Annotated in this window: 9 protein-coding genes and 7 pseudogenes; 13 read left to right on the forward strand and 3 right to left on the reverse strand. The window is 55.3% G+C overall.

All coding sequences use genetic code 11. From position 1 onward, the window contains the following. Nucleotides 1-366 precede the first annotated feature (366 nt). The 3 genes and pseudogenes from REH34_RS01045 (at nucleotide 367) to REH34_RS01055 (ending at nucleotide 3,311) form a co-directional block, all read left to right on the forward strand. Complete coding sequence (locus tag REH34_RS01045) at nucleotides 367-801, forward strand: hypothetical protein (RefSeq protein WP_311970434.1); 435 nt, start codon at nucleotides 367-369, stop codon at nucleotides 799-801. Continuing rightward, nucleotides 798-2,281 (forward strand): annotated as a pseudogene (locus REH34_RS01050) (RAD55 family ATPase). Before REH34_RS01045 ends, REH34_RS01050 begins: the two are co-directional and overlap by 4 nt. A gap of 10 nt (nucleotides 2,282-2,291) precedes the next feature. After that, nucleotides 2,292-3,311: a HAMP domain-containing sensor histidine kinase gene (locus REH34_RS01055; RefSeq protein WP_311970435.1), complete on the forward strand. Its 1,020-nt coding sequence runs from the start codon at nucleotides 2,292-2,294 to the stop codon at nucleotides 3,309-3,311. A 926-nt stretch (nucleotides 3,312-4,237) separates the two neighbouring features. Here REH34_RS01055 and REH34_RS01060 read toward each other — a convergent pair. Together REH34_RS01060 and REH34_RS01065 are read right to left on the reverse strand one after the other, a co-directional pair. Next, the gene (locus REH34_RS01060; protein ID WP_311970436.1) at nucleotides 4,238-4,453 is read right to left on the reverse strand and encodes a carbon storage regulator; all 216 of its coding nucleotides are present in this window, start codon (nucleotides 4,451-4,453) and stop codon (nucleotides 4,238-4,240) included. Between the two features lie 124 nt (nucleotides 4,454-4,577). Next, nucleotides 4,578-4,908 (reverse strand): annotated as a pseudogene (locus REH34_RS01065) (transposase); the annotation flags it as partial. Between the two features lie 207 nt (nucleotides 4,909-5,115). On the opposite strand from REH34_RS01065, the pseudogene REH34_RS30015 reads away from it, so the two are divergent. The 7 genes and pseudogenes from REH34_RS30015 to REH34_RS01085 form a co-directional block, all read left to right on the forward strand. Then, a pseudogene (locus REH34_RS30015) lies at nucleotides 5,116-5,886 on the forward strand (MCP four helix bundle domain-containing protein); the annotation flags it as partial. A gap of 66 nt (nucleotides 5,887-5,952) precedes the next feature. Further along, nucleotides 5,953-6,741 (forward strand): methyl-accepting chemotaxis protein, encoded by a 789-nt coding sequence (locus REH34_RS30020; RefSeq protein ID WP_409373365.1) that lies wholly within the window; start codon nucleotides 5,953-5,955, stop codon nucleotides 6,739-6,741. Then, nucleotides 6,738-6,929, forward strand: a pseudogene (locus tag REH34_RS30025) (GNAT family N-acetyltransferase); the annotation flags it as partial. The gene REH34_RS30020 and the pseudogene REH34_RS30025, both read left to right, overlap by 4 nt. A gap of 103 nt (nucleotides 6,930-7,032) precedes the next feature. After that, the gene (locus REH34_RS30030; RefSeq protein WP_409373221.1) at nucleotides 7,033-7,473 is read left to right on the forward strand and encodes a PAS domain-containing protein; all 441 of its coding nucleotides are present in this window, start codon (nucleotides 7,033-7,035) and stop codon (nucleotides 7,471-7,473) included. After that, nucleotides 7,424-7,964, forward strand: a pseudogene (locus REH34_RS30035) (methyl-accepting chemotaxis protein). Before REH34_RS30030 ends, REH34_RS30035 begins: the two are co-directional and overlap by 50 nt. A gap of 60 nt (nucleotides 7,965-8,024) precedes the next feature. Further along, on the forward strand, nucleotides 8,025-9,839 hold the full coding sequence (locus tag REH34_RS01080) for an EAL domain-containing protein (protein ID WP_311970438.1): 1,815 nt from the start codon (nucleotides 8,025-8,027) through the stop codon (nucleotides 9,837-9,839). 259 nt (nucleotides 9,840-10,098) lie between these two features. After that, nucleotides 10,099-11,013, forward strand: coding sequence for a tripartite tricarboxylate transporter substrate-binding protein (locus tag REH34_RS01085; RefSeq protein ID WP_311970439.1), 915 nt, complete (start codon nucleotides 10,099-10,101; stop codon nucleotides 11,011-11,013). A gap of 343 nt (nucleotides 11,014-11,356) precedes the next feature. Here REH34_RS01085 and istB read toward each other — a convergent pair. Beyond that, nucleotides 11,357-11,992: pseudogene (istB, locus tag REH34_RS01090) on the reverse strand (IS21-like element helper ATPase IstB); the annotation flags it as partial. A 534-nt stretch (nucleotides 11,993-12,526) separates the two neighbouring features. Here istB and REH34_RS01095 point away from each other — a divergent pair. From REH34_RS01095 to REH34_RS30045, 3 genes and pseudogenes are all read left to right on the forward strand, one after another. Continuing rightward, a complete protein-coding gene (locus REH34_RS01095) occupies nucleotides 12,527-14,692 on the forward strand; it encodes a PAS domain-containing protein (protein WP_311970440.1) in 2,166 nt (721 codons plus the stop codon). A gap of 320 nt (nucleotides 14,693-15,012) precedes the next feature. Next, nucleotides 15,013-15,795 (forward strand): annotated as a pseudogene (locus REH34_RS30040) (MCP four helix bundle domain-containing protein); the annotation flags it as partial. Next, nucleotides 15,790-16,653, forward strand: a complete 864-nt coding sequence (locus REH34_RS30045) for a methyl-accepting chemotaxis protein (protein ID WP_409373366.1) — start codon at nucleotides 15,790-15,792, stop codon at nucleotides 16,651-16,653. The pseudogene REH34_RS30040 and the gene REH34_RS30045, both read left to right, overlap by 6 nt. Nucleotides 16,654-16,671 lie beyond the last annotated feature (18 nt).

Raw genomic sequence — 16,671 nt, forward strand, 5'->3', positions numbered from 1 at the left:
GAATTATTTCGCTTGAATAAGGACTACACGTTAACCCGTAACCGAGCGGATCCCCAACCGAGCGGTCTTTCCATTGAAAAGACCCGACCGTCGCTTACGGTAACCTTCCGTCAGGTTCAGCTGCTTAGATCGTGCGAAGTGACCCCAAGCTCCATACGAGGTGCTTCGTGGACTGCACCATGTCCCTACGCAAAACGCGTTGGCTATACCCTTGGCGGTGTAAAACTAGCTTCGGGGCTGCTAGCACGAACTATTGTGGGGGAGGCGAGCTGGAGCTACATAAATCACAGCTTCACCTGCTTTATATTTTCGGTTAGTGACTCTAGCGGGTTTAGAATCTACAGACACCTATCAGAACTTAATCCCATGCTTGCTAAAAGCGAAGCGGGCCAACGAATCGCGGCAAGCCTGGCCCATCGGGTGAACGGCAGCGCTGAAGGTTTTCAGGTCGCTGAAGCAATTACCTCGATGTTCGAAGACATTAATATCGCCCTGACTCCGATCATCGGACCTAAAGGCGTCGCAGCGCTTCATCGCCGCAGCCTCCAGCTGTGCGTCACCAAACACCTGCCACTCGGGGATAGCTACAAGATGTTGGTGGAGGACATGGACCTTAAAAAGTTGAAAGCGTTATTGGCTGAACATTCCACAGCTGACGCGCTCTTTTTCGGCGAGGAAGTTTTGAAAATTTTCTACGAATTACTCGCGACCTTGATAGGACAATCACTTGCTGCACGACTGCTGCTGGACGTGTGGGAACAATCTTTCAGCGGCCCGCCTGCGCAGGAAATTTCACGATGAGTAGCAAAGTCACAATCAATCGCCTGGCAACGGGCGTACCGGGATTCGACGAGATTCTCAGTGGCGGCTTGCCGGAGTTTCCTTCAACCTGATCGCCGGTCCGCCCGGCTGCGGCAAGACTACACTGGCTCATCAGATGATGTTCGCCCTAGCCACCCCCGAGCGCCCGGCGATTTTCTTCACGGTCCTCGGCGAGCCGCCCCTCAAGATGCTACGCTATCAACAGCAGTTCAGTTTTTTCGACGAAGAAGCGGTCAACCGTTCGATCCGCTACGTCAATCTGGCTGACGACACCCTGGCCGGCGATTTGGACGAAGTGCTGCGGCGCATTGTCGCCGAAGTTGAAACCCACAGCCCTGCCCTGGTGTTTGTGGACTCTTTCCGCTCTGTCGTGCTGGCCAGCGAAACCGACTGCAACCCCAACAACAACCTGCCGCAGTTCGTGCAGCAGTTGGGCATGCTGATGACCACCTGGCAGGCGACGACCTTCCTGCTGGGCGAGTATTTCAACGAACTCGACAGCAACCCGATCTTCACCGTTGCCGATGGGCTGATCTGGCTGCGCCAGAGCGTTCAGCGCAACTCCATGGTGCGCAAGATGGAGATCATGAAGATGCGCGGCCAGCCGACGCTGCCGGGCCTCCATACTTTCCGCATCGCCGAGTCCGGCGTCACCGTATTCCCGCCAGCCTCAGTGAAGGCGCGCGAGCACGCAGACGCGCCAGACGGCAGCACGCAGCCGCGTTTGAAGATGGGCGTCGCGCATCTGGACGAGATGCTCGGCGGCGGCTTGCCCCGGGGCTACTCGCTGCTGGTGGCCGGCCCGTCGGGCTCAGGCAAAAGTCTGCTGGCGGCGGCGTTCCTCGAAGAAGGCGCACGCAACGGTGAAACCGGCGTCATCGCGGTGTTCGAACAGCGCCCGAACCACCTGCTCAACGCTGCCCTCACCCGCCTGGTGGAACAGGATAAGGTCGGCGTGGTGGACAGAAGAGTGCCCGACCTTTCCATCGACGAGATCGTCCAGCAACTGCTCAGTGAAATCCGCCGACTGAAGGCGACACGTGTGGTGATCGACTCGCTGTCCGGCTTTGAGCTGGCGGTGGCGCCGGCCTTTCGCGAAGACTTCCGCGAATCGCTGTCGCGCATGGTCACTGCGCTGACCAGCACCGGCGTGAATGTCTTGATGACCTCAGAGCTGGAAGACCGTTACACCGACCTGCGCTTCAGCCCCTACGGCACGGCGTTTCTGACCGACGCGATCATCGTCCAGCGCTACATCGAGGTCGACAGCCGTCTGCAGCGCATCATGGCGGTGGTCAAGGTCCGAGCCAGCGCGCACTCCGATGAGCTGCGGCTTTACCGCATCGATGACAACGGCCTGCAGATCGGCAGCCGCCTGCACAATCGGGAAGGCCTGCTCGGCGGTAGCCCAACGCATATGGCGCCAAGCCTAGCTAGCGCCGGAGAGGACATCAAATGAGCACGTGGGGATGAACGACTTTGACAGCAACGACGAGCATGGGACGCCGGAGGCCGCCCTTGACCTCGCTCTGCTTGCTGAAAAAAAGGAAAAGGCCCTGACGCGCCTGGCTTTTCTACGCAAGGAACTGCTGAAAGCGGAAGCATCTGCCGGCAGCGGCCTGCACATCGAGCTGCTTGTGGAAGCCAATCAGAAACTGGTGCTGGCTGCCTTGGCGGCGCAAGTACAACCTGCCGGCAATACCGCGCAGGCCGAGCTTTATCACGAACTGCGCGAAGCCAACGAGCATCTGGTGATCTCCGCGCTTCACGCACAAACGCTGCAAACCCAGGCCGAACAGGCGCTGTCCCTGCAACGCGGTGCAATGACCTCCGTCGCCCATGAAATGCGCAACCCACTTACGCCGATCAGCCTGATCGCCGAGCGCATGGTGCACGCCCCCGCCGAAAAACTACCGGAAATGCACTCAATGATCGAAGGCCAGGTGCAGCACTTGTCGCGCTTGGTCGAAGACTTGATCGACGTCTCCCGAGCGAAGACAGGCAAGTGGCGCCTGACCTACGCTCACATCGACATTGTGCAAATCATTCGTGAAGCGGTGGAAGCCTGCGCCCCGCTGATCAACCAGAAGAACCTGCACATGGAGGTCCGCCTTCCGGACACGCCAATCATGGTCAATGGCGACCGCATCAGGATCCTGCAGATTTTCACCAACGTGCTGACCAACTCGGCCAAATACACCCCGTGCGGCGGCGAGATAGAACTGCGCGCCAAAACGGTTCCTGAAGGTTTGAGGATTGTCGTCTCCGACAATGGCATCGGGATTTCCGCCCAAGCATTACCGGTGATCTTTGACGCGTACGTCCAGGACCCCAAGGCGGTGGGCTTCAATGGCTCAGGCCTCGGTATCGGTCTGACGGTGGTCCGGCAATTGGTGGAAGCCCACGGCGGCAGCGTGACCGCTCACAGCGAGGGTGAGGGTAAGGGCTGCCGATTTACCGTCCTGTTCCCCAATGTTTCATTAAGTTAATAACTGAGTATATAGCAGTGATCAGTACGATCCTGCGCCAGGGCCTCGGCCCAGCATAGGCGGTCCTGCGTGATTTCCTATCATGTCCAGCCTTGCCCTCGCACCCCAGAGTCCCAAAAAACGAGCTTCGATCCGTACACAAGCATTGGCGATCGACAATGAAGCGTCCTGAGCGCAGACCAGGTCGATCTTGAATACGCGGCTGAAACGACAGTCCACGCGGTTGTGCCAAACCCTCGGGGGCGTGTGGGAGATGGCTAAATTGAGCACACTGCTCGCTGAGCAGGAAGCGGTTAAAGCTGCACGCAAGAATATTGGTATGCCGAGTTTACGCCGGTAAAGCCGATATCATCAAAGCGCGCTACATCCAGGATTTTAGCGACGAACTGAAGCTGCTGATATCGCGAATGACCCCGTAAATGCTCTCTCTGATATAGCCCTCCTGCACGCGATCAGCGTCGTGGGCTTAGCTTGGCTGGCATCAGTATTAGATGATTACTGAGCAAACGCTCATCCGTCAGCTCCTCACGCAGCTGGTCGTGCGGAGTGAGGTACTCCTGATCGCTCATTTTCGTTCTCCCCCTGGAATAGAAACAGAAAGGATAGGTCCGATTTGCTTGGTGAAAGGTGCGTTGGTCGTGGAGTAGTCCCTAGGACTTAGTGGGTTTGACTACTTTGGCCTGCTTGGCCAAATGGTCGCTGACCACGTCGATGCCTATATCCGAGGCTAGCCCCGCATACGATACCTCGCAGCCCTAAATCCGCACCACGTGCGCAGCTAGCGGTAGCACTCGGCACCGCGGCGCAGTGCTCCAGCTCTTCCGGATCCATCAACAGCGCAGGGGCTAGGGGCTCCACCATGGCGGGGTTCCTTTTAGTACTACGCGAACGGCTTATCGATCGCCAGGCTTGAATCGTTAATGCGGCTACGGTGAGCGCGACCGACGCTTATGCATAATGACAGAGCCGTGCTTGCGGCCCGTCGCTTCTTTGCCAACGTTTCGGCACTGGACCGTGATAGAATCTGGGGCGTCAATCCGGATATTAACATCCCCAGCATCCTCTGAAACGCTTAGGAATTGGATCTGAATTTTATCGCCAATCATAATTTTTTCACCTTCGCGGCGAGTCAGAAAGAGCATATTTGTTCCCCGTTACTTCGACCTGTTGGCCATCGCATCGCCTATTTCGCATCAGGGTCAACAGCGACGACCCACACCTTCGCACCGTTGTAGCCGTCGCCTTATGCCTTGAAGACTAGTGCTCTCTGATCTGATTGGCCAGGGCTGTGCGGGCCTTTACAAAACGCTGACGTGCACGATGCAAGGCTAATACAGACTGCTGTTCAACATTTTTAATCGGCACAAACCGCATCATCGACGTGTTACTGCCTCGCAGATCGCCTCGGCATCTGCTGGGTCATTTCTGTTGCTTTTGACATACGGTTGACGAACTGCGGGGCCATAAGCCGCACTGTATGCCCAAGCGCTTCGAGCTTACGGGCCCAGTAGTGGGCACCACTGCACGCTCCCATACCGATCAGGCAAGGCGAAAGGTTGGCAAAAAACACTGCCATCTGATCGCGCTTTAGCTGTTTACCCCTTCGCATAGGTGGATGGTGACACCACTCACTCTGGCACAGCGATGCGATTATGGGCGGGGGCGTCCATCCCATTGCTTACCCTTAAGGTGCAAAACGCCCCAACCTCCATGGCAGTAGCCAAAAGCCACCAATCAAGTTTTGGTTCCGTTGGCAGATGACCTGATAGAGCCAACCGGTTCGTCCAGTTCCGTAGGAGTTTTAATGAACCTTCAATCCTTGCGTATAGCTCCCCGGGCAAGCGCCGCATTCGGCGTTATCACGCTATTTCTATTGATGTTGAGCGCGTTTGCGTTCGAGCAAATCACAGACCTTCGCTCTACCCAGCAGGAGCTTGAGACAGATTGGCTGCCCAGCATCCAAACATCTGATGACATCCAGATTGCTCTGTTGCACACCCGCTTGGAAGGGATCCGCCTGCTAGCCTCCGCCGATCCAAAAGTCGTCGCGGAAATTACAGAAGCCATCAGACAAAACCGCGATCAACTGAATCGCCTAACCGATTACTATCGAGAGCATCTGATTTCAGGAGTAGCGGAAAAAGCTAGCTTTGATGACGCGTCCGCACTGATGAAGCGGTACCTAGATGGCTTGGATAATCTCGTCCGTCTAGCGCAAACAGACAAAGATGCAGCGATTACATTTGCTAATGGGGAACAGGCAGATAATGCCCGCTCCTACCAAGTCAAGCTAACCGCACTGCGCGACCTCAACTCTGTTGGAGTGAAGGATTCCGGCCAGCACTCTACAGCCGTATACAAACACAGCTTAAATACGATGAGTTTGATCGTTATCCTGTCGTTGACAATTACCATATTGCTCGCCTGGAGGCTTACAAAAAGTCTTTCTAATCCTATCGGCCAATGCCTGCTCGTCGCAGAAGCGATTGCTAAAGGCGAGCTTAACGGCTCGATTGTCGTATCTGGTAGAGACGAAGCTGCTGGTCTTATGAACGCGCTTAAACAGATGCAGGAAAATTTGAGGCAAACGATTCAAGGGATTGTACATTCATCTAACCAGCTCACATCCTCGGCAACCGATATGCACTCTGTTACAGAAAAAGCCGGTGTCACTCAGGAAAGGCAAAATAGCCAGATAGACCAAGCAGCTACAGCCGTAACGCAAATGAGCGCGGCCGTTGAAGAGGTAGCCCGCAATGCGACGTCAACATCCGAGTCAGCACGTCAGTCGAGCGTTGCTGCAAAGGCAGGCAACGAAAAGGTTACCCAAACACTCACGGCTATGCAGCAACTGACCGCTCAAGTGGAAAATACTTCAGGGCAGGTGCAGAACGTTGCCACTCAAGCCCAAGACATTGCCAAAGTCGTCAGCGTCATTCGGGCGATAGCCGAGCAGACTAACCTACTGGCCCTCAACGCTGCGATCGAAGCAGCAAGAGCGGGCGAGCAAGGCCGAGGGTTCGCAGTCGTTGCTGACGAAGTCCGTGCACTGGCACATCGAACGCAAGAGTCAACCAAAGAAATCGAACAAATGATCGTGACAATTCAGGAAGGCACCGAAGGCGCTGTCCACTCAATGCAACAGAGTACGTCACAAGCTCACGATACCTATGGTATCGCTCAGGATGCAGGGAAAGCACTTGAAGAAATTATGGCTGCAGTGCAATTAATCGAGGACCGCAATCTTCAAATTGCCACGGCTTCAGAAGAGCAAGCCTATGTTGCAAGAGAGGTTGACCGCAACCTAGTCAGTATACGAGACCTAGCAGGTGAGACAGAGCAAGGGACACGTCAAACACTTCACGCGAGCCAGCAGATGTCGGGACTTGCAGTCAGCTTAGAGCGTTTGGTGACACAGTTCAAACTATAGCGCTTACGGTTGTTGAAGGTTTCAGATTTATCACCCGGTTGATTGACGAGTGGCTCTCAGGGACGAATCTTTTCGATGCACCCGGTGAGTGTCTTATGGTGGCATTCTTGAACCATTAACTGCTAGGCGTCGGGGGCTTGTCCATTGATCCATATGCGGAGGCCAATACGGCAAGGCTATGCCGTGTATGTAATGCCGTTATCGGATGAACACGGGCAGGTAGAACGTATCGCCATATACTCCAGCGTCCTGACGCGGACCATCAAGGCGTCTCGCGAAAATGGAGCACTGGTGGGCGCCTTGATGCGCTCCACCGCCGTGATAGATTTTTCACTGGAGGGAATGGTGCTGCCAGCTAACCAGAATTTCCTTGATGGCATGGGTTGTACGCTTGCAAAAATTCAGGGCAAGCATCACCAGATTTTTTGTCTGCCAGACTACGCCCAGTCGGCCGAGTATAAGGAGTTCAGGAAAACTCCGCGCCGCGGCAACTATGTAGCGGGCCGATTTTGCCGAATAGACAATCAGGGGCAGGAAGTCTGGTTGGAAGCGTCCTACAACCCTGTCTTGGCCGCCAATGGCAAGCTATACAAAATCGTTAAGCTTGCCATGGTCATTAGCGACCAGGTTAAACGGGAGAACGCAGTGGATGAAGGCGCTGATATGGCCCATGGAAACCTCAATGCGCACCGGTATCAGTGCCCGGCAGGGCCTCGAGGTGATCCAAAATAACGTGAGTGTTTTGAATCAGCTGTCGGGTTTGATGGAGGATGCTACACACGGCATTCAAGCATTGGACGTTCAAAGCCAAGTGATCGGGACCATCGTCAAAACCATTAGTGGCATCGCAGACCAGACCAACCTTCTGGCCCTGAATGCCGCCATCGAAGCGGCACGTGCCGGGGCTAGGTCGAGGCTTCGCCGTGGTGGCCGATGAGGTTAGACAGCTGGCCTCACGTACCTCTAAAGCAACTGCCGAGATTGTAGACGTGGTCAACAAGAACCAGAGCTTGGCATCCAGCGCGGTGAGCGTTATTGGGCACAGCAAAAGACAGGCAGAGACCGCATTATCCTTGGCCAGTGATGCTGACGGGGTAATCAAAGAGATACAGCAAGGTGCTAATAGCGTAGTAGCTGCACTCGGCAGGCTATTGACTAATCATTTACACAGGGTAATTCAAAAACTCTTTGATGCCCGAAAGCTCAAGGTGACCTATCCTTAATTCGTTTTCTACCGTGTGCAAGGCTCCCCTCGTGGCGAACAACTCGCTGGGTGAAGATCAGTGATAACCCATTTTGCCGCCCCCTACCCTGGCAACGAGATACCCCGTGCCCAGCGGGTAGCTGAGCTATGCTATCTCGACGCGGTCCAAGACGACGTACTGGACCGTATCGTGGCGCTGGCCGCCGAAAACTTCGGCGCACCGATATCGCTGATTTCCATACTCGAAGAACAGCAACAATGGTTCCTGGCCAAGGTGGGCATTGCTGTTTCCTCGACCCCTCGAGATATTTCATTCTGTGGCCACACGATATTGGTCGATGAGTTTCTTGAGGTACCGAACGCCCTCCTCGACCCTAGGTTCAGGCATAACGTGCTGGTGACGGGCGAGCCCGAGATCAGGTATTACGCGGGTGTACCGTTGCGCACCGCCGATGGTCTTGCACTTGGAAGCCTGTGCATCATCGACAAGCAACCGCGCGACCCCCTGTCTGCCAGACAACGGGCGACCTTGCATCAACTGGGCGAATTGGTGGTCTACAGGCTGCATGAACTGCGCACTACATCGTTTATTGATCGGCCCACCGGCCTGATGAACAGAGTTCGCCTGGAAGACGACATCCATAGGCACTTAAGCGCGGGTGAAGAGCCCCTGCTGATTGCAGTGGATTTCCTCTCGCCGCTATTTCTGAACGATATCGTGAAGGCGCTGGGTTATTCGTTTCCTCAACATCTGGTCAAAGAAATAGGCCGCCGCGTGAGCGCGTTGATCGGTCAGGATTGCGTCCTGTACAGAATCGGCCTGACGCGATTTGCCTTCATCAAGCCCTTCGGAGAGTGCCTTTCGACGCTGTTCTCCAAGCTATCAGTGGGCTTTGCGATGGCGGTGGTACACGATGGCATACCGATCCGAACCCAGATGGGCATGGGCGCATTGCAACTTGACAAGGCTAATCTCAATGAACGCGACTGGGTTCGGCTGGCGGTGAGCGCAGCCGACAACGCCCGTGACCTAGGTATCGGCTGGTCCATGTATCAGGGTGAACTCGATGTTGCCCAGCAAAGGGCATTCAGGCTGCTAAGTTCTCTGTCCTCTGCGCTAGAGGACCGGGAGCAACTGAATCTAGTCTTCCAGCCCAGGATCAACTTCGAGACGGGTACGTGCTGCGCCGTAGAGGCATTATTGCGCTGGACGCACCCGACCCTGGGGCCCATCGGGCCTGCCGAGTTTGTGCCCCTGGCGGAAAAAACCGAGCTTATCCGGCTTTTAAGCCTCTGGGTCGTCGAGGCTGCTATTAGACAGGCCAAGCAGTGGCGAGAAAACGGCCATCATTTCAAGGTGGCCATCAATGTCAGCCCCAGCGATCTTGAAGGCCCGGCTTTTACCGACAAGCTGGTCGAATTCCTTGAACGCTTCCAACTGGAAGGTTCGGCGTTGGAAATCGAATTTACCGAAGGTGCGCTGATCAAGAACCTCGCCGAGGTCCGGCTCCAACTGAAGCGCTTGCGCGCATTGGGTATCGATATTTCGATCGACGATTTCGGCACCGGTTACAGCAACTGGACCTATTTGAAGGAGCTGCCTGCCACCTCGGTAAAACTGGACAGATCCTTGATCAAGGACATTCAGAACCAAGAGAAAGATCGGCGACTGGTGACCACACTCATCGATTTGGCTCAACGCCTGGGTTACAAAGTGGTGGCCGAAGGTATCGAAAATCAGGCGAACTTCAACACCGTTAAATCCTGGGGTTGCAGTGAAGGCCAAGGTTTCTTCATAGCGCCTCCCCTGACCGGCCAAGAGCTGATGCAATGGTTGGCGCAAGATGGCGCAGTGCAGCGCTTTGCGCTCGACGAAGATATTGAAGATCTATGATCAGTATCTGTCGCTCAGGCCACGTTGTGGCGGTCGATAGTTTTCGTGTCGACCTGGGCGAACAGGATCGCCCTGCAGGTCCGACCTCCTCAATGTATTCTTGCATGGAGCCGACCTCTAGATTCAGCATTGGCCGCCGATAGCATTGGTTAATACCACCTACAATACAAATATAACGGGGGCTCCCTTGATCAGTCGAAGGTCATTTATCGCAGGCTCTGCCGGCGTAATTCTGAGTGCAGGCATCAGCGGTCCGGCAATGAGTGATGCGATCAATCCAACAGGTCGACTGCTTTACGGCTATCCACCAGGAGCTTCCGGAAGTAAGCTGGCCAACGCTTTGCTGCCATTAGTCACCGCTCAGGGCGGCCCACGGTACATTTTGACCAACCTCGAAGGCCGTAGCACGCGCACCGCAAGCATCGCCGCCGTCAAAGCCATTCCAGATGGGACTGTCCTGCTGCAAGCCATCTCTGCATCTTTGACCCTGATGCCCAGCCTTCACAGTGACGTGGGCTTCGATCCCCTCCATGATCTCAAACCCATCGCCAGCCTGGGTGATTTCCCTTACCTAATGGTGGTAGGACCTGTCGTCCCCAAGACAGTGACAAATCTGGCGAAGTACTTGGTATGGGTAAATGACAACCCTGACTTTCGCAGTATTGGCATATCCATTAACGGATCGATTGGTCAGCTGGCCGTCGCAGCCTTGGCGAACAGCACGGGGGCATCTTTGAGCAGTGTTTCTTACCAAGGGACTGAGGACTTGCTGAATGATCTTCGAAGCGAGACGCTGGCTGCAGCATTTGTCGTCCCTAATCCAGGCATAAGCCCGAGGCTTGAAGCTCCGATACGGCCGATCGGCACTACCAGCGCTCAACGCTTTACCTACTGGCCCGAAGTCGTTCCTCTGGCAGAGCAGGGTATTTCCTCCATGGATTTGACGGCCTGGTTCGGATGGTTCACTCAGGGCGCAACCCCTGAGTCCGCACTGACGACATTACGGACTGCCGTCATAAGAATGCAGGCCTCTGCACAATATTCAGACGTCATGAAAGCCCTGATGCTTGTCGCCAGGCCCCTGACGCCGGAAAAAATGACTGCACGCATGCATGAGGAGTTTGATCGCTACCGAAATGCGGTTGAGCGACTGGGGATACCGAAAATCGAGTGAAGCCATGCAAATCCGTGCCTAACGTGGATAGTGAGGTCTGAGGGCTGTGAAAATTCGTCTACAGTGATCAATCGGAACGGTTAAAGTTTAACCCACTATCTTGCCCCCAACGAGGGCAAGGTATCAGTGGGTTTAAACCGCCTTATCCACAGACTTACTCCCGGTTTCTGGGGATGGATTTTCAGTAGGATCGATTGACGCGTTACGCCTTAGTATCTTGCAGGCGGAAAAACCTCGACGCGGTTATACATGGGAAGCAGATTGCGCATTCCACACCATCCGGTCACCTATTCCACGCTCATCCGGCCAAGCAGTCGGAGCGCAGTGACGCAGGTTCGCATTGTTAGTCTGAAGCCCCTGCCGACGTCAATTTCGTTACGCGCCTGCGCATCGATTCGCCCTTCAGTTCGATCCGATAAGCGTTGTGCACCAGACGGTCGAGGATCGCGTCGCCCAGGGTCGGATCGCCGATCAGCGCATGCCATTTGTCCACCGGCATCTGGCTGGTGACCAGCGTCGAGCGGTTGCCGTAGCGGTCATCCAGCAGCTCAAGCATGTCGCGCCGTTGGGCGGCGGTAAACGGTGCCAGGCCCCAGTCGTTCAGGATCAGCAGGTCGGTCTTGGCGTAGCCGGCCATCAGTTTGGCGAAGCGGCCGTCGCCATGGGCCAGGCCCAGGTCCTCCATCAAACGCGGCAGGCGCTGGTAACGCACGCTGTAGCCGTTGCGGCAGGCCTTGTGGGCCAGCGCGCAGGCGAGCCAGGTTTTGCCTACGCCAGTAGGCCCGCCGATGATCAAGTTCAGGCCATAACGCAGCCACTGGCCACTGCCCAGTTGCAGGATCATGACCTTGTCCAGGCCACGCGGGCTGCGGTAGTCGATGCCTTCCAGGCAGGCGTTGTGGCGCAACCGCGCGGCTTTGAGGCGGGTGGTCAGGCGGGCGTCTTCGCGCTCGGTCAGCTCGCGATCGACCATCAGACCGTGTGGCCCAGCTCTGCCATGAGCTGATCCCAGTCCTCTGCCCGATCATCGGGCAATCGCTGCAGCAACGCCGATTTGGCTTGCTATGCTGCAGGACTGTTGATCGCACGTTGCAGCCACGTACCCAATAGCTCATAGGAATCAGGCAGTTTGGCTGGGTAGATTTTTTCGCCACTAAAGCTGTCCAAATACTGTATTTTTGAACAGTTCTTTAGCGAATAAACCCAGCGTCGGCATCCTTTTTCACGTGCAAGCTGCCCAATGGTTCATTGTAAAACTTCATCCAGAGCATCCTGACAATTAAAGATCCGAACTACGCTGATCCTGCCGCCATCCACAGCGATGACGGCCCTTGATGGCCCCTGTATGCTGGCCATCTTTCCTTCATTACAACCCAGACGTGAGGCTCCATGGCGGCAAACGCGTGCATCTCAACCTGCCTAAGCACCTCTTCATGGGTAGCCTCTGGGCGCTCGATACGTCTGGATCAAAATTGGACACTTATCCAGCTTGTTCACCGCGAGGTGAATGCGCATGAGTACCGGTAACGAAGTTCCTTCGCTACAAGCCGAGATTGCCGCGCTTCGCACTCGGCTAGCGCGAGCTGAGGCCTCGGAAGCAAGCGCTATTTCAGCAGCACGTGACCTTGAGCATGTCCGCCATGCGCTGGCCGCAGGGGGAGTGGTCGGAACCTGGAGTTGGCACCCAACCCGAGACAGTTTCTCTGTTGACTTGGGGTTCACGGTAGCTTTTGGACTGGACCCGAGCTTCATTCACAAAGAGGTCCCCATCGATAGTGTGCTCAAGAATGTGCACCCCGAGGACCGGCCTGGGTTGGACGCCGCAATTATGGAAGCCGTAGTGCGCGGTGGTACCTACCGGCACCAATACCGAGTCAAACGTGCGGATGGGTACTATTATTGGCTCGACGCCAATGGCAGTGTTGGGTTCGATCAGGGTGGTCAGGCTGTCAGCTTTCCAGGCTTTGTCATCGATATCACCGAACAACGCGCGGCGGCAGAACGTTTGCGCATCAGTGAAGAGAACCTACGCGAAAGCATGCGCCGGGTGCAATTGGCACTGGCGGCAGGCGCCATCATCGGCACCTGGGACTGGGATTTACCCACGGATAGTTTCAAGGTTGATGAGGCGTTTGCCAACGCATTTGGTTTAGATCCTGCGCTCGGTAGAGAAGGTATCCCACTTGCCCAAATTGTCGCGACAGTGCATCCGGACGATCAAGAAAGGCTCGCTAAAGCCATTGAAGAAGCCATCGTTGCAGGCAGTGCTTTCGCGCAGCAATACCGGGTACGACGAAGCGACGGCCAATACTATTGGTTGGAGGCAAATGGTCGCGTTGATCATGCCTCAGATGGCACTCCTCTGAGCTTTCCCGGTGTCCTTATTGATATGGAGGGACGACGCACTCTTGAGGCAGAGCGCGACCTCGCGATCACCGAATTGCGCCGTCTCAATGAAACGCTTGAGCAACACGTTGCCGAACGATCTGCGGAGCTCATGAAAACTGAGGAAAAACTGCGGCAATCCCAAAAAATGGAAGCGGTAGGCCAGTTGACCGGCGGCTTGGCGCATGACTTCAATAATCTGCTGGCAGGGATCTCCGGTTCGCTGGAATTGATGCAGGATCGTCTGAAACAGGATCGGATCACTGATGTTGAACGCTATATCAAAGTGGCTCTACATGCGTCCAAGCGCGCCGCTGAGCTGACCCATCGGCTCCTGGCTTTCTCTCGTCGCCAGACCCTCGATCCCAAGCCCACCGATGTGGGCGGCCTAGTGGACGGAATGCAGGAGCTGATTCAGCGCAGCGTAGGCCCTGCCATTTCTCTTCAGGTGCAACATTCCCCCGACCTCTGGGTATCTCGAGTGGATGCTTCGCAGTTGGAGAACGCGCTGCTGAACCTGTGCATCAACGCGCGAGATGCCATGCCGCAAGGCGGCAGAATCCTTATCAACACAGCCAACAAATGCCTCGATAAAACATTCGCTGAGCACCATCAGATACCTGAAGGGCAATACCTTTCACTGTGTGTGAAAGACACCGGCACTGGCATGTCTCCACAGATTATCGCGCGGGCATTCGAGCCGTTTTTCACCACCAAACCCACTGGGGCAGGCACGGGACTAGGCTTGTCGATGATCTACGGATTTGCGAAGCAGTCAGGTGGCCTGGTCCAGATCCATTCTGAACTAGGGCAAGGTACGACGGTTTGCATTTATCTGCCGCGTGACCATGCAGGGATCAGAACTGAGCCTACACATGAGAACGTAAGCTCATTGTCGGCTGCTGATCTGGGCGCTACGGTGCTGGTACTAGACGATGAGCCCTCCGTGCGGTTGTTGATCACAGACGTTCTCAAGGACCTTGGATACTCGGTGATCGAGGCGGAAGACGGCGTTGCCGGGCTGAAAATATTGCAATCCGACATGCGCATCGACTTGCTGGTCACCGATGTCGGGCTTCCTGGTGGCCTCAATGGACGCCAGGTGGCCGATGCGGCCCGTGTTTTTCGCCCGGATCTAAAGGTCCTTTTTATCACCGGCTACGCGGAAAGCGCAGTGCTGGGGAGTAGGGACTTGGCGCCTGGTATGGTCGTGCTGGTCAAACCTTTCCCACTGCAGGTCCTGGCGACCCATATCGATTCATTGATAAGTGGATGTGGGAACAGGCCCATTTGACTCATCGTATCAAGCATTGGCAGGAACCCAAGCTCTCGAGCGCGTGAGCGAGATCTCACATCGGTGAATCACACAAAGTGCTCGACACTTGAGTAGCCTGGTCGAAGACGTCTTGGCCTTTCTCGTGAAAAATTGACCGGAGTGACTCCGGTCAAAATCGCGTAGACCGATGACCTGGGTGTGGTTTATCGGAACACGGCATGCAACAGGGACCTTTTTTGGAAATATACCGTCCAGTGGTCGCATAGATTTAAAGTTAGCTCCCACTAGGCCGATGTTTTTTTAGCGTTCACCCTAAAAACTACTGTCGAGTACCGTCCATGTCATGGCTGACACATCTCAAACTGAAGCCCAAGCTACTGATCGCATTCGGTTTGTGCGCATTGATCACCGTAATTGTGGCGGCCCTCGGCCAGTCGGGTATTGCCAAGCTGTACGGGCAAACGCAGGACATCGTTAGCAACAATCTGGTCTCGATACAAAAAACTGACCTGATCAAGGCAAATGCCATTGCCACCAACCGTGACTTTTTCAAGGCCATCGTACTGACTGCTGTGAATGCCAGCACAGACGATATCAATGCTGTCCTCCAGTCTTATCGCGATAATCAAATTGAGTCCCAAAACTCGTTCAAGACTTATCGCGCAACTCCTTTGGCACCTGATGAACGTGCTGCCGGCGATGATTTTGAACGTGATTGGCCCGCTTACATTGCGGCGATTGACTCTGGTTTCACGGCACTCAAAAACGGCGAAGTAGGGCTGGCCAGGAAGATCGCTATCGACAGCGTGACGCCAGCATACAAAAAAGTGGTCAGAGAAATAAAAATCATGACCGAGTCAAACGCTCGCCAGGCTAACGAGACGACTCAAGCCGCGGCGAGCACAAACGTTGAGGTTACCTGGATACTGATCATTGGATGCCTGATTGCCATCGTTTGCGCGGTTGCGCTCGGCATGATTGTCACGGCCATGATTACACGTCCCATTTATCGATCGGTGGAAGGCGCCGGCCGGGTCGCAAAGGGCGATTTGACCCACCCCATCGAAGTTCGAGGGACTGATGAAACTGGACAGCTTTTGCAATCGCTCTCCGACATGCAAAGCAACCTTAAAGGCACGGTGCAGCAGATCGCCAATGCGTCAGACCAACTGGCCTCTGCAGCAGAGGAGCTGACGGCCGTCACTGAGAACAGTACGCGCGGACTTGTGACACAAAACGACGAAATTCAGCAAGCGGCCACGGCAGTCAATGAGATGACTGCTGCCGTTGAGGAAGTTGCGCGTAATGCAGCCAGCACGTCGCAGATATCCAGTCAGACCGCTGAAGACGCCTCAAAGGGCCAGAAACAGGTGCAGCAAGCAGTGACGGCCATCGACACTGTGACCGTGGAAATTACAGACTCCACCCAGCGCGTGGAGGCGTTGGCAGGACAGATCCATGACATCACCAAGGTTCTGGAGGTCATTCGTGGCATTGCCGAACAGACCAACCTGTTGGCCCTCAATGCTGCGATCGAGGCCGCAAGGGCGGGTGAGCAAGGCCGTGGTTTCGCGGTTGTGGCCGACGAAGTCCGAGCATTGGCCCACCGCACCCAAGCGTCAACAGGTGAAATTGAAGCCATGATTGATCGGGTACGTAATGGAGCCGACGAAGCAGTGCAGGCAATGGGTAAAAGTCGAACGCTCGTGCAAAACACACAGGCGCTAGCCACAGAGGCAGGTCTGGCGCTTGAACGAATCAGCGAAGGCGTTAACCAGATCAACGAGCGCAACCTGGTGATTGCCAGCGCTGCAGAGGAGCAGGCTCAGGTAGCCCGTGAAGTAGACCGCAACCTGGTGAACATCCAGGATCTATCTACGCAGACGGCTGCAGGAGCCAACCAAACCAGCGCATCGAGCCAAGAGTTATCCCGGCTGGCGATGTCGTTTAACACGCTGGTTGGGCAGTTCAAGCTTTAGAACCGAGGAAAAAATTCA

The organism is Pseudomonas baltica, assembly GCF_031880315.1.
Classification (GTDB): domain Bacteria; phylum Pseudomonadota; class Gammaproteobacteria; order Pseudomonadales; family Pseudomonadaceae; genus Aquipseudomonas.

What these genes read in the sequence shown, in the direction of transcription:
- REH34_RS01045 (WP_311970434.1), top strand. Translation starts at nt 367, where the DNA reads ATGCTTGCTAAAAGCGAAGCGGGCCAACGAATCGCGGCAAGCCTGGCC.
- REH34_RS01085 (WP_311970439.1), top strand. Translation starts at nt 10,099, where the DNA reads ATGAGTGATGCGATCAATCCAACAGGTCGACTGCTTTACGGCTATCCA.
- REH34_RS01055 (WP_311970435.1), top strand. Translation starts at nt 2,292, where the DNA reads ATGAACGACTTTGACAGCAACGACGAGCATGGGACGCCGGAGGCCGCC.
- REH34_RS01095 (WP_311970440.1), top strand. Translation starts at nt 12,527, where the DNA reads ATGAGTACCGGTAACGAAGTTCCTTCGCTACAAGCCGAGATTGCCGCG.
- REH34_RS30045 (WP_409373366.1), top strand. Translation starts at nt 15,790, where the DNA reads ATGCAAAGCAACCTTAAAGGCACGGTGCAGCAGATCGCCAATGCGTCA.
- REH34_RS30020 (WP_409373365.1), top strand. Translation starts at nt 5,953, where the DNA reads ATGCACTCTGTTACAGAAAAAGCCGGTGTCACTCAGGAAAGGCAAAAT.
- REH34_RS01060 (WP_311970436.1), bottom strand. Translation starts at nt 4,453, where the DNA reads ATGCTCTTTCTGACTCGCCGCGAAGGTGAAAAAATTATGATTGGCGAT.